Consider the following 26139-nt stretch of genomic DNA (forward strand, 5'->3'; position numbering starts at 1 on the left):
GTAACTCCGATTGAAGGTTTATTCACGCGCTTTCGCGAAAGCCTTCTTCGCGGAAGCGATGGCGTTCATGGCGGCAGGAACCCCGGCATAGACGGCCACCTGGTAGATGATCTCGACAATTTCTTGGCGCGAGACTCCGGTATTCATCGCAGCACGCATGTGAAAATCGAGTTGGCCGGAGGCGGTCCCCATAGAGGCGAGCATCGCGACGGTCAGCATCTCGCGTGTCTTCAGGTCGATACCCGGCCGCGACACCACGTCCGCAAAGGCGAACCCCAGAATGATCTCCGTTGCATCGCGGTCAAAGTCGGTCAGATTGGCGTTCACGCGATCAGGCGCATCCGCTTCAAGCCGTTCCAGAAGGGCTAGTGCATGTGCCTGGCGGGTGGGACGTGCATGTGTCATGCGTTCACTCCCTTCATCCCTTCCGGCGTGTAACGTTCGCCAATGACAGGCAACTGCGAGATTGCCTCTTCCAGGTGTCGGCAATCCGCATCGTTCATCACGACATCGGCCGCCCCGGCGTTGTCTTCGAGATAGGCAAGCCGTTTGGTCCCTGGGATCGGGACGATATCTCTGCCCTTGGCCAGCAGCCAGGCAAGCGAGAGCTGGGCCGGTGTGCAAGATTTCTTGGCTGCCATCTCCGCGATGACATCAGCGATTCGGCGGTTCTGGCCTATAGCCCCGTCTGCGAATCGCGGCAGTACAGAGCGAAAGTCGCCTTCTTCGAACTCGGCTGGTGACTGGAACCGTCCCGTCAGGAAGCCGCGACCGAGCGGGGAATAAGGCACAAAGCCGATCCCCAGCTCACGGCATGTCGGCAGGATCTCTGCTTCGACCCCACGGGACCACAGGGAATATTCCGTCTGCAGTGCTGTCACGGGATGCACGGCATGGGCTCTGCGGAGTGTTTCGGCACTGACCTCGCAAAGACCGATCCGCGCAATCTTGCCCTCGCCGACCAGCCGCGCGAGCCCCTCCATCGTCTCCTCGATCGGCTGTTCGGTGTTGACGCGATGGACGTAGTAGAGGTCTATCCGGTCGATCCCGAGACGGCGCAACGATGCTTCGCAAGCAACCTGGGCATAGTCCGGCGCATTGTCGAGGCTACGCCGGTATTCGCCGGACTGCCGAACGATGCCGAACTTGGTGGCTATCCGAACATCGGCGCCGGTCTGGCGCAGGAAGGTTCCGATCAACTCTTCATTGTGATGGGGGCCGTACATGTCAGCGGTGTCGAAGAAGTCTATCCCCAGTTCGACCGCTCGTGACAGAACTCCCATGGACTCGCTGTCGTCGCGAGGACCGTAGAACTCGCTCATCCCCATGCAGCCCAGACCGATTGACGAAACCTCGAAATCTCGTCCGAGGATGCGCTTTTTCATGATTTTCTCCTTGTTCGGGTAGCCAAATGCATGGCACATGACGTGTGTGAAAAATGCAGCCAATTTCGAGAACATGATTTCCGTTTCCGGAAAATCGCTCCGGCGCCCGATCGTCTGGGACGATGTCCGCGCGTTTCTTGCAGTGGCCCGACTCGGGACTCTGACCGCTGCGGCGGGTGTACTGGGCATCGGAATCGCCACGCTGTCACGCCGGGTTGATCGCCTCGAACACTCTCTTGGCGTTCCCTTGTTCGTGCGCCAGCAGTCGGGCTATCAGTTGACCGAGGAAGGCAGCGAATTGTTTGATCGCGGCGAGGCGCTTGAGCAGGCCGCGCTCGCCTTCGAGAGTGCAGGTGGCCGAGAGACCCAACTGACCGGTCGGGTTCGACTTGCCACGGCAGAGAACCTCGCCAACGCGCTGATCCTTCCCGCGCTTCTGGACTTCCGGCGCCTTCATCCAAAGCTCATGGTGGAAGTGATCACCGATATTGTGACGGTGAATGTCCATCGTCGCGATGCGGACCTTGCGGTGCGTATGGTCAAGCCCGAACGCGGCAATGTGACGATAAAGCGCCTCGGGACCCTGGGCTATGGCCTTTACGCGGCGCAGTCCTATGTTGAGATGCGCAGCGTCGATACCCACCGGGGCGCTTACGAGGACGATGAGATCATCACGTGGGGCGACGCACAATCACATCTGCCTGCGGCCCAGTGGATGGAACGGGTTCTTCGGGGGCGGCAGCCGGCCATCACCACCACGTCGCTTTCGACCCAGGTTGCGGCAACACGGGCCGGACTTGGCCTGGCGGTTCTTCCCCATTTTCTGGCACGCGATGCGAATCTCGAATGCCTGGAGAGTGATATCGGACTCGACCAGCCGATATATCTGGTGATGCAGTCCGATCTAGCGGGATCTCCACGGATCCGGACACTGGCGGACTTCCTGGTCGAGATCGTTTCCGCAAACCGGGCACGACTGCGCGGCTACTGACTGCGCTGGTCTCGGCGCATGACGGAACGGCCGCTGCGGAGGAGGCGGGGCTTCCCGATGCTGGGCGATATTCCAAATTTGAAAAATAAGTTTGCAATATTTTCCAAAGATTCCGCAGCCGGAAAGTTGGAGGCTCTACATACGCGCTGACCGGGCAGTGGGCTCGGGGGGCAGCGCGTATTGATGGAGATAAAAATGCCTGCAGAACTTCTGATGGTTTCGCGATTTCCTACAAAGCCCGGAGCTGCGCAAGCCCTCGCCGCTGTTCTTGAGGACATCGTGGACGGGCGGGTATTCATTAGTCTCGAATCTGACGAGGTTCTGGCTGTTGATTCATTGGAGGCCGAGCTTGATCTTGCCGGCGTGCGGGCGCGGTTCGCCGACGTGGCGCGAGATTTTGCGGAATACCTGTCGGGCGACATCAGACGCGAGATTCTTGATTTTGTCGAAGCTTCGAAAACCTGCGCTGGCCCACTTCCCGAGACTCCGTTTCTCCAGTTGCGCCATGTTGAGGTCAGGCCCGAAGAACATGCCGCCTACCGGTCCTGGCGGGATGAAACGATCTTCAACGTGGTCCGCGCGGCGCCGGAGGTCGAGGTGTTCTTGGCCTACCACTCGCTGATTAGCGCTCAGCCTGGTGTGATGTTCTTGTCCGGTTTTTCGGTCGATCCCGAGGTGTACGGAGCGGTTTTCGCGTCCGAGCGGTACCGCGACATCGTTCAGCAGGCCGGTGACCGGTACATCACTGGGGGCACTGCAGGTCTTTACACCAAGGTCTACGCGAATACGGCGCTGCGCGCGGCGTGAATTCAAACGCTCTGAGAGGAATCATCGCATGACGTCCGAGACATTAATCATCGTCGCAGACAAGTTCGCCGACTTCGCTCAGTCGAAAAAGGCTGTTACCTTGAGCCATGTCCGCGCAATGCTTGCTCTTCCCGAGCACATTATACCCGGCCCCGTCCGGCTGCTCGCAGGGCAAGGTTTGTCGGATGCTGAGCACGAGGCCTTGGTCCAAGATATCGACAGGCAGGACCCCAATGGGATCCGGTGGGACGCTTCCGAACTGCGGTCGATCCCGGTTCGGGCACAGGGCCGTCTCTCGCATAAGAAACAAGCTTGCAACACCCTCATCGGCGTTCCGGTCCAAGTGTCGAAGGACACCTTCGTGATGGACATCCGAATCGACAGCGACTGTGAAATCATGGGTGACCACCAGACCGGCCAGCATGTGCAGGGTATGGTGCTGGTAGAAGCGGGACGTCAAGCCTTCCTCGCCGTCACCGAGGCATTCTTCCTCGGGGGGCAAGATGGGAAAACCTACTTCGTCATCAACTCAATGACGACCGAGTTTTCCGGCTTCGTCTTCCCACTGCCAGCACAGATCGTCTACCGTGTGCTTGGGGCCGACATCAGTGAACGCCGTCGGAAGTTCAGTGTGGAGATGGATGTTGTCCAAGGCGGCCAAGTGCGGACCCGGATCGCATGCAGCTTTGCGGTATTCCCTCACGATGTGCTCGCTGAAAAAGAGGCCGCGCTTGCACAGGAGGCTACGGACGCGATCCTGTCGGCCCACGCCGAAGCCGCCATGGCGCAAGTGGCATGACGACCGAGATCATCCTGCGAGAGCGTCCCGATCCTTTGGGGTCGGGAAGGCCTCTGACGCCGCCACTTGATCTCAGCGTGACCACGCAGGATCCGCTCTATCCGCCGAGCGAAGTTATGGATGCGCAAGGCAACTTCATCGTTATCGGGGCCCTCAATGAAGAGGGGCCTGATGGCGTGACTACAAGGTAGGGTGGTGCAATCGTATCGCCCTGCACAAATGTTCCGCAATTCGGGCAGCGGGCGCCATACACTATCGTTGAAAGGTTTGAGCCGAAAGAGCCACTCCCCGACGCTATCGCGACGAAAGTTCTGTACACTCTGCCGGTGCCTCTACCGTGTAACAATTACACCATGCTATTCGCACCCCAGCAATATCCCGATGCCCGTTCCGAAACGCGCCCGAGCTATGCCTTCCACGAGGTCCCGATCCCGGATGCACGGCCCGAACATGGCCGACAGCTGACAGCGCCTGTGACGCTTGCAGATTGGGTGCGCGCGCGCGGATCCGTCCGGTTGTTTGATGTGAACAACGGATGCGATGTGCTGTTCAGGTGCGATTTCTCCGGCCTTCTGCCGCGCTCTCTCTACACGGTCATGACCCTGCGGGCGCGCGACCTTGACCCGGCTGATCCCACGCGACCAGGGCCGCTCGGTATCCCGAACGCATTCGTGACGGACGGCACGGGCAGCGCATGTCTTGAGGCGATCCTGCCGGACCCGTTCCCTGACCCCGCGCTGCCCGACGGAAATCGCGTGATCAACCTCGTCGTTTTGTGGATGAGCAGTCAGCTTTGTCATGGTGGCGCAATCGGCCGATACGGCCTCGGCGGTGATATCCATGCCCAGCTCAAGTTTCCGCAGCCGATGTTCGAAGGTCTTCGCACTCGGCGTCAGTGCGAATAACTCCCACGAAAGAATAGATTATGCCCGTCATCCAGATTTCGACATTCAAGATCAACGATCAGACGAAGGCCGAGGCTCTTCTCAAAGAGGTGACCGACGCCATGCACCGCGTGACCGGTGTGCCTCTCGACAAGATCAGCGTCTACTTGGTCGAGACGGACCCGTCGCGTTGGGCAGACGCCGGCGTGGTGGGGTCCGACCCGCATTTCCAGACACTGAGCCGGCGCAAGACGTATGAGGAGGGCCAATCGTGACCCTCTTTGCCTTCTTCGACGTCGACGATACGTTGATCAGACACAAAAGCATGTTCGACTTTTACCGCTTCTGGGCGTTGGAATGGCTGACCAACGCTGACTTGCTAGAGGAATTCAACCGTGATTTCGTTGCGAGGCGCGCCCGCGGGGACAGTCGCGAGGTGCTCAACCGGGCATATTATCGCCATTTCGCCGGTGTGCATGCCGAAGACCTAGTCGCTGCAGGCGAGTGCTGGGCGCGCCCCTACCTTGAGGCGTCAGAGTCTTTTTTCATTGCCTCTTCCGTGAAAGAGCTTTCACGACTGAAGTCCGAAGGCGTTGAGCCAGTGTTCGTCTCCGGGTCGTTCGGTGCCGTCCTTGATCCAATTGCCCGGCATCTCGGGGTGGGGCACATTCTAGGCGCGCCCCTCGTGCTTGGCCCGAACGGGATTCTAACGGGTGAGATCGGTGATCCGCAAACAATAGGCAAGGGGAAGGCGGAGGCGATTAGACTGTTTCTCGAAGATCGAAATGGCGATCCTGCAGCTTGCTTCGCTTTTGGTGATGATATCTCCGACATTGATATGCTCGCTTCTGTCGGAAATCCCGTCGTCGTTGGCACTGATACGCCATTGGCACGGGACGTCCGAACGTTGGCATGGAAAAGGATTCCGGGGGCTGGAGAACGCATTTCTTGACACGTAATACCGAGGCCCGATGAAATTGACTCACGGGATTCCGTTTTCAGGCAAATCATAATTCAACATGGTGAAAGGAGATTTCGCCATGGGATGGGCCCTCAATATCCGACAAGACTACACGGCTGATGATCTGCGTCAGCTTGCCAGAAAGAGCCGGGACGCAAACTGGTCCCGCCGGCTGCTTGCTTTGTCGGTCATTTACGAGGGCGGCTCGCGCAGCCAGGCCGCCTCTACGGGTGGGGTAGGCTTGCAGATCGTTCGGGACTGGGTCGAGCGTTTCAATCAGCACGGTCCAGACGGCCTGAAGACTGGAAAGGCCAAGGGTCGAGAGCCGTTGCTGAACGACGAGCAGCGCAAGGCGCTCGTTGAGGCGGTCGAGAAAGGTCCCGTGCCCTATCTCGATGGGGTCGTGCGCTGGAGGCTCGCCGATCTGGTGCAGTGGCTTTGGCAGGAGCATCGTATCCCGGTGAGCCGCCAGACGCTTGGGCGTGAACTACAGGCGTTGGGCTATCGCAAGCTCACGGCCCGGCCGAAGCATCATGCACAGGATAGCCAGGCGATTGAGGAATTTAAAAAACCTTCCCCGCCGCTGTGGCAGAAATCGCCGCCGGAGCAGTCGGGGGAAAACAAGTAGAGATTTGGTTCCAGGACGAGGCTCGGATCGGCCAGAAGAACAAGATCACGCGCCGCTGGGCCAGACGCGGAACGCGGCCTTCAGCACCGCATGATCAACGCACAAGATCGGCCTGCATCTTCGGTGCAGTCTGCCCGAAGCTCGGCAAGGCGGCGGCGCTGGTCATGCCATGGTGCGACACCCATGCCATGACCCAGCATCTGATACCAAGGCTTTCGATGCTGACGCATCACGCCTTGAAATTGCTCAGGCGCCGCACGGGCCAATGAGTCAAGCTCATCGAGAGCTGGTATGAGTGAAATCTCCCGCCATGCCGACGGGAACGCGCACGCCATCCTCATCATGGATCAGGCGGGCTGGCACATGTCCAACAACCTCGTTGTGCCCGGCAACATCAGCATTCTGCCGCTGCCGCCGAAATCCCCGGAACTGAACCCGTTGAAAACCTCTGGCAGTTCATGCCCAGAACTGGCTCTCAAACCGGGTCTTCAAATCATACGAAGACATCGTAGACCATTGCTGCGACGCCTGGCGGAAACTCGAAAGTCAGCCATGGCGCATCATGTCCATCGGTCACCGCAAATGGGCAAATGAGTTCTGATCATTGAGCGCTGGTATGAGTGGTTTCTGATCTATGTGCTGTTGATATGCGACATTCCCCAGCTGTAACAGCTCGAAACCTCTCTAAAATATTGGATGGTGTCCCGGCGAGTGGTGTAGGTTAGACAACCACGTCTCATCCCGGAGGGCCAGATGAGTATCAGCTTGCTGCTGTCAGGCTGATGAGCGGATCATCGCTCATTGTGGCGATGGTTTCCAGTGTCATGTAGCGGGATCGCTGGACGGCCCATTCGTCGTTCTGTTCGAGGAGTGATGCACCGGCCAGTCTGACGATGGCATCGTCGTTCGGGAAGATGCCGGCGACCTCTGTCCGCCGCTTGATCTCGCCGTTCAGGCGTTCGATCGGATTTGTGGAATGAAGCCTGGCCCAGTGCGGCTTGGGAAACGTCATATAGGCGAGCACGTCCTGCTCGGCGCTGTCCATAAGGGTTGCCAGCTTCGGCACCTTCGGCCTGATCTGGCCGGCGGCATTGCGCCATTGGGTGCTCGCCGCTTCTTGCGTGTCCTGGGCAAAGGCGGTGGCGATGAAGGCGGAGACGACGCGCCGTCCGCTCTTCCCGGCATGAGCCAGCGCGTTGCGCATGAAGTGGACCCGGCACCTCTGCCAGGTGGCAGAGAGCACCTTCGACACGGCGGCCTTGATACCCTCATCCGCATCGGAGACGGCGAGCTTGACGCCGCGCAGTCTCCGTCTGGTTAGCTTTCGAAGAAACTCCGTCCAGATCGCTTCGGCCTCGGATGTCCCGATTTCCATGCCGAGCACTTCGCGTCGGCCGTCGGTGTTCACAGCCACCGCGATGATGACAGCGACAGAGACGATGCGCCCGCCGTGCCGGACTTTGAGATAGGTGGCATCGATCCACAAATAGGGCCACTCGTCCTCGACGGGACGTTCGAGGAAGGCCTTCACCTTCTCGTCGATCTCCTCGCAGAGCCGCAATACCTGGCTCTTGGAGATGCCGCTCATGGCCAAGGCCTTGACGAGATCATCGACGGATCGGGTTGAAACGCCTTGGATGTAAGCCTCCTGAATGACCGCCGTCAGAGTCTTCTCGGCCATCCGGCTCGGCTCGAGAAAGCTCGGGAAATAGCTGCCTGTGCGCAACTTCGGAATGCGCAGCTCGACGGTGCCCGCCCGTGTCTCCCAGTCCCTCTCGCGATAGCCGTTACGCTGGACCAGCTGGAAGCTATTCTTCTCGCCATAGCCAGCGCCGGTCTTCGTGCTGACCTCCAGCGCCATCAGCTTCTCGGCGGCAAAGCCGATCATCTCGCGCAGCAAATCAGCGTCGGCGCTCTTCTCAACGAGTGAGCGCAGGTTCATCATGTCGTCGGTCATCGATGGTGCCCTTCAGGTTGGTCATAAGCAACCCGACCCTACCGGAAATCACCGATGGCCATGAAACCCAGCTACACTACGTCCTGGGACACGATCCGAGTCGTTGACTTGCGCTTGCAAAATCCGTCCATGATATTGTCGAAATTATCAGGGCCATAATTGCCGGAAGAATTGTCCTTGGTTTGCTCATGACAAATAACTCAACCCTGAATTTAAGGAAGTTTCCCATTTTTTCATTGGCATACGTTCAAAGTTCGGATCTGGATTTCGAGATTATGGGTTTTTTTTGGAAATTACGTAGTTGTTCTGACGCTATTGCATTTGCGGCTCAGGGGTTCGTTAAGTTTTTAGGGGGAATTTCGTATGAGGTAGCCCGCATGCAACCGTACTGCGTCTTGTGGGTTATGAGGCCGCTTTCTGAGGTGCTTTCGATGCTTATGCATATGTCGCTTTCCAAATCCAAACTCGACGCAATCGGGCGCTCGCAAGCCATTATCGAGTTTGACACTGAAGGGCGGATCGTTACGGCAAACCAGAATTTTCTGGATGTCTTAGGATATACGCTGGCTGAGATCACCGGGAAGCACCACAGTATGTTCGTCCCTGCTGAGGAGGTGAACACGCCCGCCTACAAGGAGTTCTGGCGGGATCTGGCGGCTGGCAAATGGTCGTCGCGGGAGTTCCGGCGCATTGCCAAGGGCGGCCGCGATGTGTGGATCCAGGCATCCTACAACCCGATCATCGGGCGTGGAGGCAGGGTGACCGGTGTCATCAAGGTGGCTGCTGATATAACGGCCGCCAAGCGTAATGCACTCGAAACCGCCAGCAAACTATCGGCCATCAACCGCTCGAACGCCATTATTGAATTTGAGCCGGATGGCACGATCGTCGAGGCCAACGAGAACTTCCTGAAAACGGTCGGCTACCGCCTGGACGAGATCAAGGGGCGCCATCACAGCATGTTCATGCCTCCGGAAGGGGTGAAGAGTGCAGACTACCGGGCATTCTGGGAAAATCTGCGCCAGGGAAAGTTCCAGGCTGGCGATTTCCACCGCCTTGGCAAGGGGGGCGTGGATGTCTACATCGCCGCCAGCTACAATCCTGTTTTCGATGAAGCCGGGCGTGTTGTGAAGGTGATCAAGTTCGCCGTTGACCGGACTGAATCGGTGCGCCAGCGAATGGCGCGCGAGGAGATTCAGAGGCAGATCGTCGCCGAGCTGGCGAATATCGCCGGTGAAGTGGATATCGCCAATGAACAGATCCGTGAGGTTTCGGCTGCGTCCACAAACACATCCGACAATGTTCAGACGGTTGCTGCAGCCTCCGAGGAACTGGTGGCTTCGATTGCCGAAATCAGCCGGCAGGTGAATCAGGCCAGCGGAATTTCTGCGCAGGCGGCCGAAGAGGCTGCCCAGTCCCGCCAGATCATGGAAGGGCTGAATGCCAATTCGCAGAAAATCGGCGAGGTTCTGGAACTGATCGAGGCGATTGCCGGTCAGACCAACCTCCTGGCCCTCAACGCCACCATTGAAGCGGCGCGCGCCGGTGAAGCAGGCAAGGGTTTTGCGGTGGTGGCGTCGGAAGTGAAGAACCTCGCGTCCCAGACCAGCAAGGCGACGGAGGACATTGCGGCACAGATTGCCTCGGTGCAAAGCTCAGCGGACCGCGCCGGGGAGGCAATTGGTTCCATCCTGGCGACGATCGAGAGCATCCGGACCATTTCGTCCACGATCGCAGCGGCCGTGGAAGAGCAGACGGCCGTGACACGGGATATTTCGCACAACATGCAGGCGGCCTCCACGGGAGTGCAGTCGATCACATCCAGCATGGGCGATATCAGCAACTCCTCGGAACGTATTGCGCAGGCGACGTCTGAAGTGCGGGAAATGTCGCGCCGGATTGCCTGAGGCGCAGGGACTTGAAACCGGCCCGAACCTGGGCCGGTTTTTTCCTGCAACGGAATAGGAAAATAATCCTTGACACCCGCGCGCTGTTTGGGTATGGTTTTGTCATGATCCGAAAAGTGCGGCTGCGGCGCGCATCTGGTTCCGGCGGCAGTTTAGGCTGACATGGACCGGTGAGGGATAGAATTCGGATGACGATTTTGGCGGGCGCCAGCGAGGGCTGGTTGGCCCGTTTTTTGTTTGAGCTATAATGAGCCCGGGCCAGCGGTTTGCGCCGGTTGGTGAGGCTTATGAGACTGGCGCAGGCGGTTGGCCTGTGAGCGCGGCACGCGCGTTTTGAACACTCCGGAGACGGCGGGATGACAGGGGATGCAACGGCGGACGGGCCGGGCAGGGACGGGACACGTGCGCCTGCAGCGCGCAAGGGCATGCGCAGCCGCAAGGCGGCAGCTTCTCCAACTGAGGCAGGCGGGGAAGGGCTGAAAGCTGACGCAGTGCCCAAGGTGCCGGTGCGGCGCAGGCGGACGGCGAAGGGCGCGGCGGAGACTGTGGCGCCTTCGCTGGATGCGGCGGCTTTTGCGGCGGCGGGGCCTGAGGCGCGGGGCGTGATGGTGGTCCGGCTCTACCGGGCCTTCGAGGCGCAGGTGGCGCAGCTGGAAGAGCGGCTGGCGGGGTTGGCCAAAGGCGAGCTGAAGCTGACAGAGATGGATCAGGGGGCCAAGACACTGGCGAGCCTGGCCCGGACGCTCGACACGCTGCTGGAATTGCACAGGGACCAGAGCGGGGAGGCGGATGAAACAGGCGATCCCGAACAGATGCGCGAGGAACTTGCGCGCCGCCTTGGCAGCCTGCCGGACGGCGGGGCGGATCGGCACGGTGCTGGACAGCCTGACCCCGGCGGAGATGGCGTTTCTGCTGCATGACTGGCCGACCTTCGCCCATGAGCACCAGCTGCCGCCCGAAGGGGACTGGGGCATCTGGCTGATGATGGGCGGGCGCGGTGCGGGCAAGACGCGGGCCGGGGCCGAATGGGTGCGGGCGATGGCGCTGGGGCACCGCTGGTGCGCGCCGCACGGCCCGGCTGGCCGGATCGCGCTGGTGGGGGAAACCTATGGCGACGTGCGGGAGGTGATGATCGAGGGCGTCTCGGGCCTGCTCGCCATTCACCCCAAGGCGGAGCGGCCGCAGTGGAACGCCAGCCGCAGGCGGCTGGAGTGGCCGAATGGCTCCATTGCACAGGCCTTTTCCTCGGAAGACCCGGAGGCCCTGCGCGGGCCGCAATTTGACATCGCCTGGGCCGACGAACTGGCCAAGTGGCGCCACGGCGAGGAGACTTTCGACATGCTGCAATTCGGATTGAGACTGGGGTTGCGGCCCCGGCAGCTGGTGACGACGACACCGCGTGCGGTGCCGCTGCTGAAGCGCATCATGGAGATGCCGGCAACGGTGCTGAGCCGGGCGGGGACACGGGACAATGCGCTGTTCCTGGCGCCGGGATTTCTGGAGCAGGTGGTGGCCCGCTATGCGGGCACACGGCTGGGGCGGCAGGAGCTGGACGGTGAGCTGATCGAGGACCGGCCCGGTGCGCTATGGCGGCGGGACTTGCTGGAGGCTTGCCGGGTGAGCCGGGCACCGGAAAGTTTCGCCCGCATCGTCATAGCCATCGACCCGCCTGCCAGCGCGACCAAACGGTCGGACGCCTGCGGGCTGGTGGTGGCGGGGATCACGGATGCCGGGCAGGCCTATGTGCTGGGGGACCACAGCATGGCACAGGCGCGCCCCTCTGACTGGGCGGCGAAGGCGGTGGCGCTGTGGCATCACCATGAGGCGGACTGCCTTGTGGCGGAGGTGAATCAGGGCGGTGACATGGTGCGGGAGGTGATCCATGCGGCGGACCCCACTGTGCCGGTGAAGTCTGTCCGTGCGAGCCGGGGCAAGTTTGCGCGGGCCGAGCCGGTGGCGCTTTTCTATGAGCAGGGGCGGGTACACCACGTTGGCACCATGCCGGAGCTGGAGGACGAGATGGCCGACTTCGGGCCTTCGGGTCTTTCCAGCGGGCGTTCGCCGGACCGGATGGATGCGCTTGTCTGGGCGTTGACGGAGCTGCTGATGGGCGGGCGGGCAGAGCCGCGCCTGCGCCAGCTTTAATCCTCCGTTCGAATTCTCCTGCACTGAATCACAGTCTCAAGACGCTGACTCACCACGTGAAGACGGCGCAAAAAGGAGTCTGAAATCATGAACTTGGGACGGCTTCTGGACTCTTTTCGCAAGGCGCCTGCGGTTGAAGAGAAAGCTTCAAGAACGGCGCCGGTGATCGCCTGGCAGACGGCGGGGCGTCCCGTCTGGAGCCCGCGTGACTATGGCGCCCTGTCGCGGGAGGGGTACTGCCGCAACCCCGTTGTCTACCGGGTGATCCGCATGGTGAGCGAGGCGGCGGCGAGCGTGCCGCTGCTGCTGTTCGAGGGGGAAGAGGAGCTGGTGCGCCATCCGCTGCTGGCGCTGATGGGGCGGCCCAATCCGGGACAGAGCGGACCGGATTTCTTCGAACAGGTCTATGGCCATCTGCTGACGGCGGGCAATGCCTATGTGGAGCAGGTGCCGCTGGACGGCAGCCCCCGCGAGCTGCATGCGCTGCGCCCGGACCGTGTGAAGGTGGTGCCGGGGGCAGATGGCTGGCCGGCGGCCTTTGACTACAGCAACGGGGCGAAGACCGTGCGCCTGTCCGGAGAGGCGGGGCATGCGGAAGAGCCGGCCCAGGTGCGGCAGCTGAAGCTGTTCCATCCGCTCTCGGACCATTACGGCTTTGCCCCCATCGAGGCGGCGCAGGTGAGCCTCGACATCCACAATGCGGCATCTGGCTGGAACAAGGCGCTGCTGGACAATGCAGCGCGGCCCTCCGGTGCGCTGGTCTATGGGGCGGGGGAGGGCGTGAACCTCTCGGCGGACCAGTTCGAGCGGCTGAAGGCGGAGCTGGAGGCGGGCTATCAGGGGGCGCGCAATGCGGGCCGGCCGCTGCTGCTGGAAGGCGGGCTCGACTGGCGGCCCATGGGGCTGACGCCAAAGGACATGGACTTTATCGAGGCCAAGCGCGAGGCCGCGCGGGAGATCGCGCTGGCCTTCGGCGTGCCACCGATGCTGATCGGCATTCCGGGCGACAACACCTTCGCCAACTATCAGGAAGCCAACCGGGCCTTCTGGCGGCAGAGCGTGCTGCCGATGGTGCGCAGGACCGCACTGAGCCTTTCAGCCTGGCTGGCGCCTGCCTTCGGCGAGGGGCTGAGGCTGGAGCCGGATATGGATGCCATCGATGCCTTGTCCACCGAGCGCGAGGCGCTGTGGCGGCGGGTCGGGGAGGCCGACTTCCTGAGCCGGGACGAGAAGCGGCAGGCGGTCGGATACGGCACGGAAGGCGGCGAGGCCGGGGCATGAGCGGCGTGACGCAGGCCGTCATCGAACGGGGCGACCTGGCGCATTTGGCGCTGTTCCTGTGGGCTGCCTCAGCCTCGGCGCTGGCCGTTGCACTGCTGAAGGAACTGGCGGCCTGCAACCGGCGTTTCGGCGACTTCGTCGATGAGATCGACCGCCTGAATCAAATCTTCAACGACCGTGATTCGGGTTGAGGGGATGCAGGCAGAGCGTTGGAATGACTCATGGATCGGGCTTCATTCTGACCTAAGGTGAAATTGGCCGGCACGGTATTCCGGACTCAGGATGTGAAGCTTCTGACGTAACGTCAGAAAAGCCTCGTCCGGAATCAAACCGGACAAAAGAGGGAAGAACCTCATGACATTGCTGGGATTTTTGCGAGGGCGGGCGCCGGATGCCCGCCGCGAGGGCTCAAGCTTGCCCAAACACACGGGTAACCGCTGCCATCGCTTTGTTTTTGCAGCCTTTGTCTGCCGTCTGGCACAGCTGGCCGGGGCTGGAGAGCGGACCGGTGACGGGAGGGCCTCATGAAGGCTGGCGTCAAGCGCCTGGCGGCGGCTTCTGCCGGTGAGCCCGCCTTGCGGATCGCGGGCTATGCCAGCCTGTTCAACCTGAGTGATGGCGGCGGCGATGTGGTGGCCAAGGGGGCGTTCCGGACCGCGCTGGGCCGCCGGGGCGCCGCCGGCGTCCGCATGCTCTGGCAGCACGATCCGTCGCGTCCCATCGGCATCTGGGACCGGATCGAAGAGGACCAGCTGGGCCTTTATGTGGCCGGGCGGCTGCTGATCGGGCTGGAGCTTGGGCGGGAGGCGGCGCTGCTGATCACGGCAGGGGCTCTGGACGGCCTCTCGATCGGGTTCCGGGCGATCAAGGCTCAGAAAATGGCAGGCGGCGCGCTGCGGCGGCTGGCCGAGATCGATCTTTGGGAAGTGTCGCTGGTGACCTTTCCGCTGCTGGATGCGGCGCGGCTGAAGCCCGTGCCGTCTCTGTCCTCTTCTGCAACTGGAGACGCATGATGGATTGCGAGATGAACGGCATGACGGTGGATCACGGCTTTGAGACCAAGAGTGTGCCGCCCTACGAGACCAAGGCGGGCGCTGCTCCGTCTGTCTCCGGCGAGCATCCGCTGAACGAGATGTATGCGGCCTTTGCGGCCTACCGTGAGGCCAACGAGGAGCGGCTTTCGGATATCGAGCGGCGCGGTTCGGCCGATGTGCTGACGCTGGAGCGGCTGGACCGGCTGGATACGGCGCTGGACGCCACCCGCCGCCGACTTGACGAACTGTCGCTGAAGAGCCGCCGCCCTGAGCTGAGCCACAAGAGTCTTGAAGGCAATGCGCAGGTGCTGGAGCACAAGACCGCCTTTGAGGGCTACATGCGCTCCGGCCGCGAGGAGGGGCTGCGGCCGCTGGAGGTGAAGGCCATGTCCATCGGCTCGGATCCCGATGGCGGCTATCTGGTGCCGGAAGAAACGGAATCGGGCATCCTGAGCCGCCTTGCGGCTGTCTCGCCGATCCGTGCCATTGCAGGCAACCGGCAGGTCTCGTCGAGTGTGTTCAAGAAGCCATTCGCCATCTCCGGCCCGCAGACCGGCTGGGTGGGCGAGACCGCAGCGCGGCCGCAGACGGCCGCTCCGGCGCTGGCAGAACTGACCTTCCCGGCGATGGAGCTTTACGCCATGCCGGCGGCCACCGCCTCGCTGCTGGAGGATGCGGCGGTGAATGTGGATGAGTGGCTTGCCGAGGAGGTGGAAACCGCCTTCGCCGAGCAGGAGGGGGCGGCCTTTGTCAATGGCGACGGGGTGAACAAGCCGGTTGGCTTCCTGTCGGTGCCCCGCCTTGCGGACAATGCCTGGGCCTGGGGCTCGCTCGGAACGCTCAACACGGGCGTCAACGCTGCCTTTGCCGCCACCAACCCGGCGGACAAACTGATCGACCTCGTCTATGCGCTGAAGAGCGGCTACCGCCAGAACGGGCGTTTCGTCATGAACCGCCGGACGCAGGCGGCGGTGCGCAAGATGAAGGATGGTGAGGGCAATTATCTCTGGCAGCCGCCGGTAAGTTCCGATGCGCCGGCGACCCTGCTGAACTTCCCGGTCAGCGAGGCGGAGGCGATGCCGGATATTGCCACGGGTGCTGCGGCAATTGCCTTTGGTGACTTCCGCCGCGGCTATCTGGTGGTGGACCGCACGGGCGTGCGCATCCTGCGGGACCCCTACTCGGCCAAGCCCTATGTGCTGTTCTACACGACCAAGCGCGTCGGCGGCGGCGTGCAGGACTTCGCGGCCATCAAGCTGCTGGTGTTCTCCGCCTGAGGGCAGGCTGAGCCGATGAGATGAGAATTGGCCGTCCCGGCTGACCGGGGCGGCCTTTTTTCTGCCCGTCTTTTTCTGGCCGCGCGGGTGGCGTGATTTTTCGAGGACAAGATGACCCATATGGTGACGAGCCCGCCAGCGGTGGAGCCGGTGAGCGTGGCCGAACTGCGGGCGCAGGTGCGCCTTGTTCACATGCAGGAAGATGCCCTGCTGGAGCATTACATCAAGGCGGCGCGTCAGCATGTGGAGGGCCTGACGCGGCGGGCGCTGATCAGCCAGACGCTCCGCGTAATCCTCGATGCCTGGCCGGCCGGGCGGGCGGTGCGCCTGCCGGTGGGGCCGGTGCAGGACGTGCTGGCGGTGAGCCTGATGGACGGGGACGGGGTGCCGCAGCCGCTGCCTTCTTCTGCCTGGCGGTTCTACAGGGGCTCGGAGCCGGGAAGCCTCAGGGCCGCGCCGGGAATGGGGCCGGTTGAGCCGGTGAACGGGATCCAGATCGAGTTCATTGCCGGATACGGGCCAAATGGTTCGTCGGTGCCGGAGCCTTTGCGGCAGGCAATCCTGCTGCTGGCGGCGCATTGGTACGAGAACCGGGAGGCCTCCGTCGAGTTCGGCAACGGCACCATGCCGCAGGCGCTGGACCGGCTGCTTTCCACCTATCGTCTGGTGCTGCTGTGAGCGGGGCGGGGGATCTGCGCCGGCTGGTGCGGTTGTGGAAGCCGGAGCGGACGGCGGATGCCGGGGGCGCGGCGCAGACAAGCTTTGAGGACATGGGCGCCGACCATGTGGCGGTGCGGCTGCGCAGCCAGGCGGAGCGGGCGAGTGATGCGCGGGCCGATGGCGTGGCAACGCATGAAATCCGCCTGCGGCACCGCGAGGACATTGCGGGAGGGTGGCGCATCGCGGACGGGGCGAAGAGCTACCGTGTGCTGGCAGCCGCAGACCCGGACGGGCGGCGGCGCTGGACCCAGTGCCTGTGCGAGGAGGAGGAGGCATGACTGGCGAAATGGCCCTGCGGGACGCGCTGATTGCCCGGCTTTCCACTGATGCTGACCTGACGCTGATTCTCGGCGCGGGGCACGTGCACGACGGGGCGCCGCGCAGTGCGGCCCATCCCTATCTGACGCTGGAGAGTATCATGTCACGGCCTTTGGCCGGTGAGCTGCACGAGGGGATGGAGCATCAGCTGGTGCTGGCGCTCTATTCCCGCGCGGACAGCCGCGACGAGGCGGTGAAGGGCGTGATGGCAGCGGCTGCGGCGCTCTTCGGTTCCGGCCTCAGCTTGAACGGCTGGCATCTGGCTGACCTGCGGGCCGTCGAGACTTCCAGCGAACGGCTGAGGGACGGGCGGAGCTGGCGGGCGGCATTGCGCCTGCGCGCCGTGACCGGCCCGGAAGACTGACTGCAACACATCAAACGGCAAGGAGCGCGCAATGGCGGCGCAGCGTGGACGTGACCTTTTGCTGAAGCTCGGCACGGGCAGCGGCAATTCCTTTGTGACACTGGCGGGGCTTCGGGCTCGCAGGATCGCGCTCAATGCGGCGGCGGTGGACATCACCAATGCGGACAGCGCCGGGCGCTGGCGTGAATTGCTGGCCGGGGCTGGCACCCGCAGTGCCAGCATCTCGGGCTCCGGCCTTTTCCGTGATGCCAGTGCGGACGAGACAGCGCGGGCGCTGTTTTTCAGCGGCGAGATACGGGCCTTTCAGGTGGTGATCCCGGATTTCGGCACGCTTCAGGGGCCGTTCCAGATCACGGCGCTGGAATATGCCGGGCAGCATGACGGGGAGGTGACCTATGAGATCGCCCTTGAGTCCGCAGGCGAACTGGCCTTTACGGCGCTTTGAGGGGAGCGGCAGGGATGACGAACCGGCTGAGAGGCGAAATCAGCGCCATGCTGGACGGGCGGGAATGGACGCTGGTGCTGACGCTGGGCGCGCTGGCGGAACTGGAGGCGGCCTTTGCCTGCGAGGATCTGCAGGGGCTGGTGGACCGCTTTGCCAGCGGGCGGCTGGCGGCACGGGACATCATCCGCGTGCTGGGGGCGGGCCTGCGCGGGGCAGGCAACAGCGTTTCCGACGAGCAGGTGGCGATGATGCGGGCACCCGGCGGCGTTGCCGGTTTCGCGGCGATTGCGGCGGACCTGCTGCGGATCACCTTTGGTGGTACCGAAGAGACAGCGGAGGCAGCAGGGGCCCCCACGCGCCCTTGAGGGGCGGCGCGGGGCATAAGGCTGCGGCGGGCGGAGCCGGGGCGTTTCCATGGGAGGCGGTGCTTCATGCCGCCATGGGGCGCCTCGGCTGGAGCCCGGCCGGAACCTGGGCCGCGACGCCGCGTGAACTGGCCTTCGCGCTGGGCCTCCGGCGGGGAGCGGGCGCTCTCAACCGCCGGGGGCTGGAGGCGCTGATGCAGCGTTTTTCGGATGAAGGAGGAACTGGATGGCAGACGACAGCCTGATTGGCGCGGGGAGCGCGGACCTCGACCGCATGGCCCAGCAGATGCAGGACATGCAGAGGACAGCGGGCGACTTCTCCCGCGTGCTGAATGCCGGGCTTCGAACGGCGGTGGTTAGCGGCAAGTCACTCGACAGCGTGATGAAGTCGATGGTGCTGAGCCTGTCGTCGCGGACGCTTTCCAGTGCGCTGGCGCCGTTGACAAACCTGGCGGGGGGCGCGGTGAGTAGCCTGCTGGGTTCGGCAGCCTCAAGCGTTGCAAGCGGTGTGTCCGGGCTGTTCAGCTCCGGTGTATCGTTGTTCGCAGATGGCGGCGTGGTGTCCTCACCGACCTTTTTCGGCCATGGCAGCGGGCTGGGGCTGATGGGAGAGGCGGGAGCGGAAGCCATTTTGCCCCTGCAGCGCGGCGCCGATGGGCGGCTGGGGGTGGCTGGACCTGGCGGCAATGGCGGGGGAACGGTGGTCGTCAACGTGACCACGCCGGATGCGCCCAGTTTCCGCAGGTCGGAAGCGCAGGTTTCGGCAATGGTGGCCCGCGCCGTCGGACGGGGACGGCGCGGGCTCTAACACCGGCTTGAAGAGGAGGGGCTCAATGGCCGGTGTTCCCGGGAAGCATTAGCCGGTCAGGTGAGGTACCGGACCGGCCAATGCTTGCATCTGTAAGCTTCAGGCAGCCAGCATGGCTGCAATCTGGTCCTTCAGGTGAAGACGTTTCTTCTTGAGGTCTTCCGTAGCTTCATCAGACGCAGGGGCAATGCCGCTCTCGATCCTGTGAAGCTCCCTGTTCACTTCATGATAATCGTCGGCCAGTTTCGCAAAGTGGGCGTTGGACAACTTCAACGCGTGAAGTGCCCCGGCCGCCTCCGGAAATTCCTCATGAAGTTCGTGGGCAACGTGGCTCATTCAGGTCCTCCTTATGTGTGCTGACCATGGCCGGGCGACCCGGAACCGTCTTTGAGCAAGATCAAAAAACCGCAAGAACACGGGGGAGCATGCCGTGGCTGGATTTCTGAATGAGAGTTTTCCATTGCCGGTGGCCTTTGGTGCCAGAGGCGGGCCAGAACGGCGGACCGAGGTGGTGCAACTGGCCAGCGGTCAGGAAGCGCGAAACGCCAGATGGGCGGACAGCCGCAGACGCTATGATGCGGGCTCCGGCGTGCGGTCTCTGATGGACCTGCGGGCGGTGGCCGGGCTCTTCGAGCGGGCAAGGGGACGGCTTTACGGGTTCCGGTTCCGTGATCCCTTTGACAACAGTTCTGCCTTGGCCGGGGGGACGCCCGGGGCAGGAGATTGCCTGCTTGGGCAGGGGGATGGATTGCGGACCCGGTTTGAACTGGTGAAGACCTACGGGACAGGCAATCTTTCCTATACGCGCAGCATCACGCTGCCGGTTGCCGGAAGCCTGCAGGTCAGCGTGGAAGGAGCGGCGCTGGCTCCGGCGGCGTTCAGTTTTGATGCAGGGACGGGCGAGGTGGTGCTTGCCGCTGCGCCTGCAAACGGGGCGAGGGTGCGGGCGGGGTTCCTGTTCGATGTGCCGGTGCGGTTTGACACCGATACGCTGGATTTCAGCTTGACGCACTTCGAGGCAGGCGAGGCGCCGGCCATTCCGCTGGTGGAAATCCGGCTCTAGGAATTTTTGCCGCAAGCCGCGGAAATCGTCCGCGCTGCGAAGCAGGAAAATCATCCATGAAGTCAATCGACGAGGCACTGGCCGCCCATCTGGCGGGCCGGATCACGACGCTTTGCGCCTGCTGGCTGGTGACGCGCAGTGATGGGGTGACGCTTGGCTTCACCGACCACGACCGGGCGCTGACCGTGCAGGGCGTGATGTGCCACCCGGCCAACGGGCTGGAGCGCAGCGCGGTGACGGAAGGGCCGGGACTGGCCGTGGGTGGCGGCGAGGTGAACGGTAGCCTGACAAGCGAGGGCCTGAGCGACGCCGAACTGGAGGCGGGGCTGTGGGATGGGGCCGAGGTGCGGGCCTATCTCGTCAACTGGGCTGATCCCTCGCAGGTGCTCCTGGAGCGGCGGGCGACGATTGGCGAGGTGACGCGGGCGGGGCTTGTGTTCCGGGCCGAGCTGCGCGGCCTTTCGCAGGCGCTTGAGGCGCGGCGGGGGCGGGTGTTCTCCGGCCAGTGTGACGCGGATCTGGGGGATGCGCGCTGCGGTGTGGATCTGGCCTCGGCCACCTACCGGGGAACAGGAACGGTGCTCCTTTCGCATGACGCACGGCGGCTGCGGGTCTCAGGACTTCATTCCTACGCCGGCGGCTGGTTCGACGGCGGGCGGCTGGTGGTGACCAGTGGCACGCTGTCCGGCTTTGCCTGCGAGGTGGCCCGGCACGACCGGACGGATGAAGGCGCGGAGCTGGTGCTGTGGCTGGCGTCGCCGCAGATGCTGGCGGCCGGGACCGGCATCACGGTGACGGCGGGCTGTGACAAGCGCTTTGCCACCTGTCAGGCGAAGTTTGTTAACGCACTGAACTTTCAGGGCTTTCCGCATATGCCGGGGACGGATTTCGTCCTGTCCTACCCGAACCGCAATTCAGGTGAGAACGATGGAGGGGCGATTGTCTCCTGACGGGATTTCGCGGGTGGAGTTACTCGCCGAAGCGCGCAGCTGGATCGGCACACCCTATAGGCATCAGGCCTCGCTGAAGGGCGTGGGGTGCGACTGTCTTGGACTTGTCCGGGGGCTGTGGCGCCAGTTTGTGGGGCCGGAGCCTGTGCCTGTGCCGGCCTATTCGCCGCAGTGGGCGGAAGCAGGCAGTGCGGGCGAGAGCCTGCTGAAGGCGGCCGGGACCTGGCTTGTGCCGGCGTCAGGGACTGGCGCGCCGGGCGATGTGGTGCTGTTCCGCTGGCGCGACGGAGCGCCGGTGAAACACGCAGGTCTCCTGAGTGAAACGGGCGGCCTGATCCACGCCTATGAGCGGGCAGGCGTGATCGAAAGCCCGCTGGTGCCCGCGTGGTCGCGGCGCATTTCGCATGTGTTTTCCTTTCCCGGAGTTCTGCCATGGCAACCCTGATCCTTGCAGCGGCCGGTCAGGCCCTTGGCAACATGGCCGGAATTGGGGCCATTGGTGGCATTCTGGGGCGTGCGGCGGGCGCTGTGGCCGGGAGTCTGATCGACAATTCCCTGTTCGGCAGCAGCCGGACGGTGGAGTCCGGCCGGCTGGCCGACCTTTCAGTCCAGTCCTCTGTTGAGGGGGCCTCCCTGCCATTGATCTATGGCCGGGTGCGGCTGGCAGGGCAGGTGATCTGGGCGACACGTTTCGAGGAGGAAGTCAGCGAGGAGACCTCCGGCGGAAAGGCGGGCGGCGGATCACGCACGACGGTGCGCAGCTACAGCTACTACGGCAATTTGGCCGTGGCCCTGTGCGAAGGGCCGGTGGTGAGGATCGGGCGTGTGTGGGCCGACGGCAAGCTGCTGGATCTCTCCGGCATCAATCACCGCATCTATACGGGCACGCGGACGCAAGGGCCGGATCCCTTGATCACGGCCGTGCAGGGTGTGGCTCCGGCCTATCGCGGGACGGCCTATGTGGTGTTCGAGCGGCTGCCGCTGGAGAGCTTCGGCAACCGTCTGCCGCAGCTGTCCTTCGAGGTGGTGCGGGTGGTGGAGCGGCTGGAGCCGATGGTGAAGGCTGTGACGCTGATCCCCGGTGCGGGGGAGTTTGTCTATGCTCCCACCAAGGTGACGGACGAGCCCTCCACCGGCACGACGGTGGTGGTGAACCGGCACACGTCCATCGCCGCCAGCGACTGGCACGCGGCGCTGGATGAGTTGCAGGCCCTGTGTCCGACGCTGGAGAGCGTGGCACTCGTGGTGGCCTGGTTCGGGGATGACCTTAGAGCCGGACAGTGCTCCATCCGGCCGAAGGTGGAGACAGCGAGCCGCAACACCTCCGGCATGACCTGGCAGGTGGGCCCGGTGACACGAGCGGGTGCGCAGCTTGTTTCGCAGATTGACGGGCGGCCAGCCTTTGGCGGAACGCCTTGTGATGCCAGCGTGATCGCTGCCATCCGCGACCTGAAGGCGCGGGGGCTGAGGGTGGTGCTCTATCCCTTCATCCTCATGGATATCCCGGCTGGCAACAGCCTGCCTGCGCCTGAGGGCGGGGCGTCGCAGCCGGTCTATCCCTGGCGCGGGCGGATCGTGCCCTCGGGGAGTGTTGCGGCAGATGTGGCGGCCTTCATGGGAAGCGCGATGCCCGCCCATTTCAGTGTGAGCGGCGAGGCGATCGGGTTCAGCGGCAATGCGGAGGACTGGGGTTACCGGCGTTTCATCCTGCATCTGGCGCATCTGGCGGAAGCGGCGGGCGGTGTTGATGCCTTTCTGACCGGCTCGGAAATGCGCGGGCTGACCAGGGCAAGCGCTGGCGGCGGCATCTATCCCTTCGTGATGGCACTGAGAGCGCTGACAGCAGATGTGCGCGGCGTGCTGAGGGCCGGGACGAAGATTTCCTATGCGGCGGATTGGTCCGAATATGGCGCGCATCAGCCGGAGGAGGGGGAGGTGCGGTTTCCGCTGGATCCTTTTTGGGCTGACCCCGCGGTGGATTTCGTCGGCATCGACAATTACCTGCCGCTGACGGACCTGAAGGGCGAAGACGGCGAGGCGCCCTACGATCTTGAAGCCTTGCGGGCCGGAGTGGCGGGCGGGGAGTATTTCGACTGGTATTACCGCTCGGATGCGGAGCGGCGGGCCGGACAGCGCACGCCGATCACCGATGGGGCCTATGGCAAGCCGTTCGTCTACCGCGCCAAGGATATCCGGGGATGGTGGGAAAACCCGCATGTGGAGCGGGTGGGCGGAGTTGAACTGGCGGCTGCGACGGCCTGGGTGCCCATGTCCAAGCCCATCTGGTTCACCGAGCTGGGCATTCCGGCGATTGACCGTGGGGCGAACCAGCCGAATGTCTTCGTCGATCCGAAATCGTCGGAATCCACCCCGCCGCATTTTTCCAGCGGAACGCGTGACGACGCTATGCAGCGGATGGGGCTGGAGGCGGTGCTGAGCTACTGGGGCGGCAATCATCCGGAGCTGGCGCGCGGGGACAATCCGGTCTCACCTGTCTATGGCGGGCGGATGGTGGATGAGGCCAATCTGCATCTTTGGACCTATGACGCCCGGCCCTTTCCGGCCTTTCCGGTCTATGGCGACGTCTGGTCGGACGGGGGCAACTGGGAGGTCGGGCACTGGCTGAACGGGCGGCTTGGCTCGGTGAGTATTGCCGGATTGATACGGCAGATGCTGGAGGATTTCGGCATCGATGGTGAGGCCTGCGACGTGCTGGGGCCTGCGGCGGTTATCGAGGGGATGACGCTGGCGGGGCCGGTTTCCTTGCGTGATGCCATCGAGCCGCTGCTGGAGGCCTTTGGCGGGCAGGCGCTGGATCTGGGGGATCGGCTGCGCTTTGCCATTGCCGGGACGGGCAGAGTGTATGCGCTGGACGGGCACCTGCTGGCAGAAGAGGCGGAAGACCAGCCGCTGCTGAGCCGGGTGCGGGCGCAGAATGCCGAGCTGACGAGCGAGATCCGGTTGTCAGGCGAAGACCCGCAGCAGGACTTCCGCCGTCAGGTGGTGGCCAGCCGCCGACTGGAAGGGGGAAGCCGGACTGTGACTTCGCAGGATCTGGCCGTGACCGCCAATCCGGTGGTGTTGATGCAGGCGGCGGATGCCCGGCTGCAGCGGGTCTGGGCGGAGCGGGAGCGGGTGGAATTCTCCCTGCCGCCAACAGAGGCCAGATTTGAGGTTGGCGATCTGGTGGAGATTGCTGAAACGCCGGATCAGGTGTTCTCGCCTGCGCTGCGCCTGCGGATCGAGCGGATCGAGACTGCGCAGACGCGGAAGATCGAGGCGGTGCGCAGCGCGCCGGTTCTGGCGGTGTCCCGCACGCCGCAGAGCCGGGCATCTGTCTGGCAGGATACGGAAGCGGGGCCGCCGCATGTGGTGATGATGAACCTGCCGCTGCTGCAGGACGCGGATGGTGCCTTCTCGCCCGTGGTTGCGGCCTTTGCCCGGCCCTGGCCGGGGGAACTGGCGGTGCTGCGCAGCCGGGCGGGGGATAGCTTCGAGGAAGTGGAGCGGCTGGAGCGGCCGGCCACCACAGGCACGCTGACGGCGGATCTGCCGCCGGGGCCGGTGTGGCGATGGGATGAGGCTTCCGTCTGCGAGGTGGAGATCCATGGCGGGTTGATGCAGAGCCGCAGTGCGGAAGCTGTGCTTTCCGGTGCCAATGCGCTGGCTGTGCTGAGCCGGACGGGTGGATATGAACTGCTGCAGTTCCGCAATGCGGAGCTGACGGGCCCGCGGCGGTACCGCCTGACAGGGCTGCTGCGCGGGCAGAAGGGCAGCGAGGCAGAGGCGGCGGCTGGAGCTGAAGCCGGTGCGGTCATCGTTCTGCTGGATGGCACCCACGGGGTGCTGCCGCTGGAGGCGGATCTGCTGGGGCGTTCGCTGACCTATCGAATCCTGCCCGCCGGTGCGGCTTTGGACACGGCAGCCCGCAGGGATGTGGTCTTTGCGGCGAGCGGCCGGGCGGCCTTGCCGCTGGCGCCGGTGCATCTGAGGGCGTCGCGGGAGAGCGGAGGCATCCGCCTGTCGTGGATCCGGCGGACCCGAAAGGGCGGCGACAGCTGGGACCTTGCGGAGGTGCCGCTGGGCGAGACGGCGGACGTTTACCGTGTGGACATCCTGTCCGCCCCGGGCGGAAGCGTCCTGCGGTCGCTGACCAGCACGGCCACCAGCCTGGTTTATCCGGCAGCGGATGAAGCTGCCGATTTCGGCGGGCCGGTGGCGAGCCTTGCGGTGCGGGTCTGCCAGATTTCGCCCGAGGCAGGACCGGGCGCATTCCTGAAAGAGGTGTTGAATGTCTGAGACAGCAAGGCTGGGCCTGCCGCTGATTGCGGCGGCGCAGGCGCAGAAACACGTGACCCACAACGAGGCGCTGGTGCGGCTGGATGCGCTGGCGCATCTGCGGCTGATCGAGGAGCGGCAGGCGCCGCCTGCCGCTGCCGGAGAGGGGGATAGCTTTCTGGTCGCCTCCGGTGCCTGGGGGGATTTCACCGGACACGAGGGCAAGGCGGCGCATTACAGCGGCGGTGCCTGGGTGTTCTATCCGGGTTTTGAGGGGCTGCGGGCCTTTCTCGCGTCCGAAGGCAGGCTGCTGGTTTTCTCCGGTGGGGGCTGGCGGGACTATGCCGCACTGCTCGGGCCGCAGATGGTGCTGGCCCGCAGCAGCGGCGGGGCGACGGCAGGTCTCTCCGTGCTGGAGGCGACGCTCTCCGGGTTGAGCGGGGCTCATGTGGAGGCGCTGGACCTGATCCCGGACCGGGCGGTGGTCTTCGCCGTCTCCTGCCGGACACTCACAACAGTCACAGGTGCAGCGTCCTACGACTGCGGACTTTCTTCCGAAAGATCGAAGTTTGGCGGAGTTCTGGGCATCAGCGCCGGAGCGCAGAATGCGGGGGTGATTGGCCCGACCGCCTTCTATGCGCCCACCAGCGTGCGCCTGTCGGCCAATGGCGGGAACTTCACCGGCGGTGCCGTCCGCGTGGCGGTGCAGTGCCTGATCGCGGGGGTGCCTGCAGCGTGAAGGCGCAAGGCTACGAGTTCAAGTGTTGTCGAG

The 26139-nt window shown here is 63.7% G+C and carries 30 protein-coding genes and 1 pseudogene; 27 read left to right on the top strand and 4 right to left on the bottom strand.

Annotated features, from left to right (window positions below; all coding sequences use genetic code 11):
• Positions 1-18: 18 nt before the first annotated feature.
• Positions 19-405 carry a carboxymuconolactone decarboxylase family protein gene (locus IF10I1_RS04900; protein WP_186393921.1) on the bottom strand — a complete coding sequence of 129 codons (387 nt, stop codon included), beginning with the start codon at positions 403-405 and terminating at the stop codon, positions 19-21.
• Positions 402-1385 carry an aldo/keto reductase gene (locus IF10I1_RS04905; protein ID WP_186394050.1) on the bottom strand — a complete coding sequence of 328 codons (984 nt, stop codon included), beginning with the start codon at positions 1383-1385 and terminating at the stop codon, positions 402-404. Before IF10I1_RS04905 ends, IF10I1_RS04900 begins: the two co-directional genes overlap by 4 nt.
• 37 nt (positions 1386-1422) lie before the next feature.
• On the opposite strand from IF10I1_RS04905, the gene IF10I1_RS04910 reads away from it, so the two are divergent.
• The 8 genes and pseudogenes from IF10I1_RS04910 to IF10I1_RS04940 all read left to right on the top strand — a co-directional run bounded on the left by IF10I1_RS04910 (position 1423) and on the right by IF10I1_RS04940 (position 7056).
• The gene (locus IF10I1_RS04910; RefSeq protein ID WP_244284754.1) at positions 1423-2376 is read left to right on the top strand and encodes a LysR family transcriptional regulator; all 954 of its coding nucleotides are present in this window, start codon (positions 1423-1425) and stop codon (positions 2374-2376) included.
• 195 nt (positions 2377-2571) lie between these two features.
• On the top strand, positions 2572-3183 hold the full coding sequence (locus tag IF10I1_RS04915) for a hypothetical protein (RefSeq protein WP_186393920.1): 612 nt from the start codon (positions 2572-2574) through the stop codon (positions 3181-3183).
• A 28-nt stretch (positions 3184-3211) separates the two neighbouring features.
• Positions 3212-3982, top strand: coding sequence for an AfsA-related hotdog domain-containing protein (locus tag IF10I1_RS04920; protein WP_186393919.1), 771 nt, complete (start codon positions 3212-3214; stop codon positions 3980-3982).
• Entirely contained in the window at positions 3979-4173 is a 195-nt protein-coding gene (locus tag IF10I1_RS22820) for a hypothetical protein (RefSeq protein WP_208977362.1), read from the top strand. The genes IF10I1_RS04920 and IF10I1_RS22820 overlap by 4 nt, the downstream gene beginning before the upstream one ends.
• 162 nt (positions 4174-4335) lie before the next feature.
• A complete protein-coding gene (locus tag IF10I1_RS22825; RefSeq protein WP_208977363.1) occupies positions 4336-4887 on the top strand; it encodes a hypothetical protein in 552 nt (183 codons plus the stop codon).
• A gap of 20 nt (positions 4888-4907) precedes the next feature.
• Positions 4908-5141: a tautomerase family protein gene (locus tag IF10I1_RS04930; protein WP_186393918.1), complete on the top strand. Its 234-nt coding sequence runs from the start codon at positions 4908-4910 to the stop codon at positions 5139-5141.
• Entirely contained in the window at positions 5138-5818 is a 681-nt protein-coding gene (locus tag IF10I1_RS04935) for an HAD-IB family hydrolase (RefSeq protein ID WP_208977364.1), read from the top strand. The genes IF10I1_RS04930 and IF10I1_RS04935 overlap by 4 nt, the downstream gene beginning before the upstream one ends.
• Before the next feature lie 88 nt (positions 5819-5906).
• Positions 5907-7056: pseudogene (locus tag IF10I1_RS04940) on the top strand (IS630 family transposase).
• Positions 7057-7215: 159 nt separating this feature from the next.
• Here the strand turns inward: IF10I1_RS04940 and IF10I1_RS04945 are convergent.
• Positions 7216-8412: an IS256 family transposase gene (locus IF10I1_RS04945; protein ID WP_186393917.1), complete on the bottom strand. Its 1197-nt coding sequence runs from the start codon at positions 8410-8412 to the stop codon at positions 7216-7218.
• 431 nt (positions 8413-8843) lie between these two features.
• Between IF10I1_RS04945 and IF10I1_RS04950 the strand changes: the two genes are divergently transcribed.
• The 14 genes from IF10I1_RS04950 (at position 8844) to IF10I1_RS05015 (ending at position 19076) form a co-directional block, all read left to right on the top strand.
• Complete coding sequence (locus tag IF10I1_RS04950; RefSeq protein ID WP_186394047.1) at positions 8844-10319, top strand: PAS domain-containing methyl-accepting chemotaxis protein; 1476 nt, start codon at positions 8844-8846, stop codon at positions 10317-10319.
• Positions 10320-10675: 356 nt separating this feature from the next.
• Positions 10676-11239: a hypothetical protein gene (locus IF10I1_RS04955; protein ID WP_186424381.1), complete on the top strand. Its 564-nt coding sequence runs from the start codon at positions 10676-10678 to the stop codon at positions 11237-11239.
• On the top strand, positions 11220-12464 hold the full coding sequence (locus IF10I1_RS04960) for a DNA-packaging protein (protein ID WP_186424399.1): 1245 nt from the start codon (positions 11220-11222) through the stop codon (positions 12462-12464). Before IF10I1_RS04955 ends, IF10I1_RS04960 begins: the two co-directional genes overlap by 20 nt.
• Positions 12465-12551: 87 nt before the next feature.
• Entirely contained in the window at positions 12552-13745 is a 1194-nt protein-coding gene (locus IF10I1_RS04965; RefSeq protein WP_186424382.1) for a phage portal protein, read from the top strand.
• Positions 13742-13936 (top strand): hypothetical protein, encoded by a 195-nt coding sequence (locus IF10I1_RS04970; protein ID WP_186424383.1) that lies wholly within the window; start codon positions 13742-13744, stop codon positions 13934-13936. The genes IF10I1_RS04965 and IF10I1_RS04970 overlap by 4 nt, the downstream gene beginning before the upstream one ends.
• Positions 13937-14269: 333 nt before the next feature.
• Positions 14270-14758, top strand: a complete 489-nt coding sequence (locus IF10I1_RS04975) for an HK97 family phage prohead protease (RefSeq protein WP_186424384.1) — start codon at positions 14270-14272, stop codon at positions 14756-14758.
• Positions 14755-16056: a phage major capsid protein gene (locus IF10I1_RS04980; protein WP_186424385.1), complete on the top strand. Its 1302-nt coding sequence runs from the start codon at positions 14755-14757 to the stop codon at positions 16054-16056. Before IF10I1_RS04975 ends, IF10I1_RS04980 begins: the two co-directional genes overlap by 4 nt.
• Positions 16057-16167: 111 nt before the next feature.
• Complete coding sequence (locus tag IF10I1_RS04985; protein ID WP_186415351.1) at positions 16168-16734, top strand: head-tail connector protein; 567 nt, start codon at positions 16168-16170, stop codon at positions 16732-16734.
• On the top strand, positions 16731-17054 hold the full coding sequence (locus tag IF10I1_RS04990; protein WP_186415352.1) for a phage head closure protein: 324 nt from the start codon (positions 16731-16733) through the stop codon (positions 17052-17054). Before IF10I1_RS04985 ends, IF10I1_RS04990 begins: the two co-directional genes overlap by 4 nt.
• A complete protein-coding gene (locus tag IF10I1_RS04995) occupies positions 17051-17458 on the top strand; it encodes a DUF3168 domain-containing protein (protein ID WP_186415353.1) in 408 nt (135 codons plus the stop codon). The genes IF10I1_RS04990 and IF10I1_RS04995 overlap by 4 nt, the downstream gene beginning before the upstream one ends.
• A gap of 31 nt (positions 17459-17489) precedes the next feature.
• Positions 17490-17903, top strand: a complete 414-nt coding sequence (locus IF10I1_RS05000) for a phage major tail protein, TP901-1 family (RefSeq protein ID WP_058900356.1) — start codon at positions 17490-17492, stop codon at positions 17901-17903.
• A 14-nt stretch (positions 17904-17917) separates the two neighbouring features.
• On the top strand, positions 17918-18268 hold the full coding sequence (locus IF10I1_RS05005) for a gene transfer agent family protein (RefSeq protein ID WP_186415354.1): 351 nt from the start codon (positions 17918-17920) through the stop codon (positions 18266-18268).
• Complete coding sequence (locus IF10I1_RS05010; RefSeq protein WP_256387913.1) at positions 18265-18513, top strand: phage tail assembly chaperone; 249 nt, start codon at positions 18265-18267, stop codon at positions 18511-18513. The genes IF10I1_RS05005 and IF10I1_RS05010 overlap by 4 nt, the downstream gene beginning before the upstream one ends.
• Positions 18495-19076: a phage tail tape measure protein gene (locus tag IF10I1_RS05015; RefSeq protein WP_186415355.1), complete on the top strand. Its 582-nt coding sequence runs from the start codon at positions 18495-18497 to the stop codon at positions 19074-19076. Before IF10I1_RS05010 ends, IF10I1_RS05015 begins: the two co-directional genes overlap by 19 nt.
• A 99-nt stretch (positions 19077-19175) precedes the next feature.
• Here the strand turns inward: IF10I1_RS05015 and IF10I1_RS05020 are convergent, their stop codons facing one another.
• On the bottom strand, positions 19176-19412 hold the full coding sequence (locus IF10I1_RS05020; protein WP_055455677.1) for a YdcH family protein: 237 nt from the start codon (positions 19410-19412) through the stop codon (positions 19176-19178).
• 94 nt (positions 19413-19506) lie between these two features.
• Between IF10I1_RS05020 and IF10I1_RS05025 the strand changes: the two genes are divergently transcribed.
• From IF10I1_RS05025 to IF10I1_RS05045, 5 genes are read left to right on the top strand one after another with little or no spacing between them, the layout of a single operon-like run.
• On the top strand, positions 19507-20139 hold the full coding sequence (locus IF10I1_RS05025; protein WP_186393907.1) for a DUF2460 domain-containing protein: 633 nt from the start codon (positions 19507-19509) through the stop codon (positions 20137-20139).
• 56 nt (positions 20140-20195) lie between these two features.
• Entirely contained in the window at positions 20196-21089 is an 894-nt protein-coding gene (locus IF10I1_RS05030; RefSeq protein WP_123193875.1) for a DUF2163 domain-containing protein, read from the top strand.
• Positions 21067-21534, top strand: coding sequence for an NlpC/P60 family protein (locus IF10I1_RS05035; protein ID WP_164477515.1), 468 nt, complete (start codon positions 21067-21069; stop codon positions 21532-21534). Before IF10I1_RS05030 ends, IF10I1_RS05035 begins: the two co-directional genes overlap by 23 nt.
• On the top strand, positions 21522-25388 hold the full coding sequence (locus IF10I1_RS05040) for a glycoside hydrolase/phage tail family protein (RefSeq protein ID WP_186415356.1): 3867 nt from the start codon (positions 21522-21524) through the stop codon (positions 25386-25388). Before IF10I1_RS05035 ends, IF10I1_RS05040 begins: the two co-directional genes overlap by 13 nt.
• Positions 25381-26106, top strand: a complete 726-nt coding sequence (locus IF10I1_RS05045; RefSeq protein ID WP_186393905.1) for a DUF2793 domain-containing protein — start codon at positions 25381-25383, stop codon at positions 26104-26106. The genes IF10I1_RS05040 and IF10I1_RS05045 overlap by 8 nt, the downstream gene beginning before the upstream one ends.
• The last annotated feature ends 33 nt before the right edge of the window (positions 26107-26139 follow it).

This window comes from Pannonibacter sp. I15F10I1 (assembly GCF_900185665.1).
GTDB classification, from domain to species: domain Bacteria; phylum Pseudomonadota; class Alphaproteobacteria; order Rhizobiales; family Stappiaceae; genus Pannonibacter; species Pannonibacter indicus.

Excerpts from the sequence above, each read along its gene's own strand:
- IF10I1_RS04945 (WP_186393917.1), bottom strand. The coding sequence starts at position 8,412 with ATGACCGACGACATGATGAACCTGCGCTCACTCGTTGAGAAGAGCGCC.
- IF10I1_RS04910 (WP_244284754.1), top strand. The coding sequence starts at position 1,423 with ATGACGTGTGTGAAAAATGCAGCCAATTTCGAGAACATGATTTCCGTT.
- IF10I1_RS04985 (WP_186415351.1), top strand. The coding sequence starts at position 16,168 with ATGACCCATATGGTGACGAGCCCGCCAGCGGTGGAGCCGGTGAGCGTG.
- IF10I1_RS04955 (WP_186424381.1), top strand. The coding sequence starts at position 10,676 with ATGACAGGGGATGCAACGGCGGACGGGCCGGGCAGGGACGGGACACGT.
- IF10I1_RS04995 (WP_186415353.1), top strand. The coding sequence starts at position 17,051 with ATGACTGGCGAAATGGCCCTGCGGGACGCGCTGATTGCCCGGCTTTCC.
- IF10I1_RS05005 (WP_186415354.1), top strand. The coding sequence starts at position 17,918 with ATGACGAACCGGCTGAGAGGCGAAATCAGCGCCATGCTGGACGGGCGG.
- IF10I1_RS05035 (WP_164477515.1), top strand. The coding sequence starts at position 21,067 with ATGGAGGGGCGATTGTCTCCTGACGGGATTTCGCGGGTGGAGTTACTC.
- IF10I1_RS04915 (WP_186393920.1), top strand. The coding sequence starts at position 2,572 with ATGCCTGCAGAACTTCTGATGGTTTCGCGATTTCCTACAAAGCCCGGA.
- IF10I1_RS04960 (WP_186424399.1), top strand. The coding sequence starts at position 11,220 with ATGGCGTTTCTGCTGCATGACTGGCCGACCTTCGCCCATGAGCACCAG.
- IF10I1_RS22820 (WP_208977362.1), top strand. The coding sequence starts at position 3,979 with ATGACGACCGAGATCATCCTGCGAGAGCGTCCCGATCCTTTGGGGTCG.
- IF10I1_RS04920 (WP_186393919.1), top strand. The coding sequence starts at position 3,212 with ATGACGTCCGAGACATTAATCATCGTCGCAGACAAGTTCGCCGACTTC.
- IF10I1_RS05020 (WP_055455677.1), bottom strand. The coding sequence starts at position 19,412 with ATGAGCCACGTTGCCCACGAACTTCATGAGGAATTTCCGGAGGCGGCC.
- IF10I1_RS05045 (WP_186393905.1), top strand. The coding sequence starts at position 25,381 with ATGTCTGAGACAGCAAGGCTGGGCCTGCCGCTGATTGCGGCGGCGCAG.
- IF10I1_RS04970 (WP_186424383.1), top strand. The coding sequence starts at position 13,742 with ATGAGCGGCGTGACGCAGGCCGTCATCGAACGGGGCGACCTGGCGCAT.
- IF10I1_RS04980 (WP_186424385.1), top strand. The coding sequence starts at position 14,755 with ATGATGGATTGCGAGATGAACGGCATGACGGTGGATCACGGCTTTGAG.
- IF10I1_RS04930 (WP_186393918.1), top strand. The coding sequence starts at position 4,908 with ATGCCCGTCATCCAGATTTCGACATTCAAGATCAACGATCAGACGAAG.
- IF10I1_RS05030 (WP_123193875.1), top strand. The coding sequence starts at position 20,196 with ATGAAGTCAATCGACGAGGCACTGGCCGCCCATCTGGCGGGCCGGATC.
- IF10I1_RS05015 (WP_186415355.1), top strand. The coding sequence starts at position 18,495 with ATGGCAGACGACAGCCTGATTGGCGCGGGGAGCGCGGACCTCGACCGC.
- IF10I1_RS05040 (WP_186415356.1), top strand. The coding sequence starts at position 21,522 with ATGGCAACCCTGATCCTTGCAGCGGCCGGTCAGGCCCTTGGCAACATG.
- IF10I1_RS04975 (WP_186424384.1), top strand. The coding sequence starts at position 14,270 with ATGAAGGCTGGCGTCAAGCGCCTGGCGGCGGCTTCTGCCGGTGAGCCC.
- IF10I1_RS04950 (WP_186394047.1), top strand. The coding sequence starts at position 8,844 with ATGCTTATGCATATGTCGCTTTCCAAATCCAAACTCGACGCAATCGGG.
- IF10I1_RS05000 (WP_058900356.1), top strand. The coding sequence starts at position 17,490 with ATGGCGGCGCAGCGTGGACGTGACCTTTTGCTGAAGCTCGGCACGGGC.
- IF10I1_RS22825 (WP_208977363.1), top strand. The coding sequence starts at position 4,336 with ATGCTATTCGCACCCCAGCAATATCCCGATGCCCGTTCCGAAACGCGC.
- IF10I1_RS04900 (WP_186393921.1), bottom strand. The coding sequence starts at position 405 with ATGACACATGCACGTCCCACCCGCCAGGCACATGCACTAGCCCTTCTG.
- IF10I1_RS04905 (WP_186394050.1), bottom strand. The coding sequence starts at position 1,385 with ATGAAAAAGCGCATCCTCGGACGAGATTTCGAGGTTTCGTCAATCGGT.
- IF10I1_RS04965 (WP_186424382.1), top strand. The coding sequence starts at position 12,552 with ATGAACTTGGGACGGCTTCTGGACTCTTTTCGCAAGGCGCCTGCGGTT.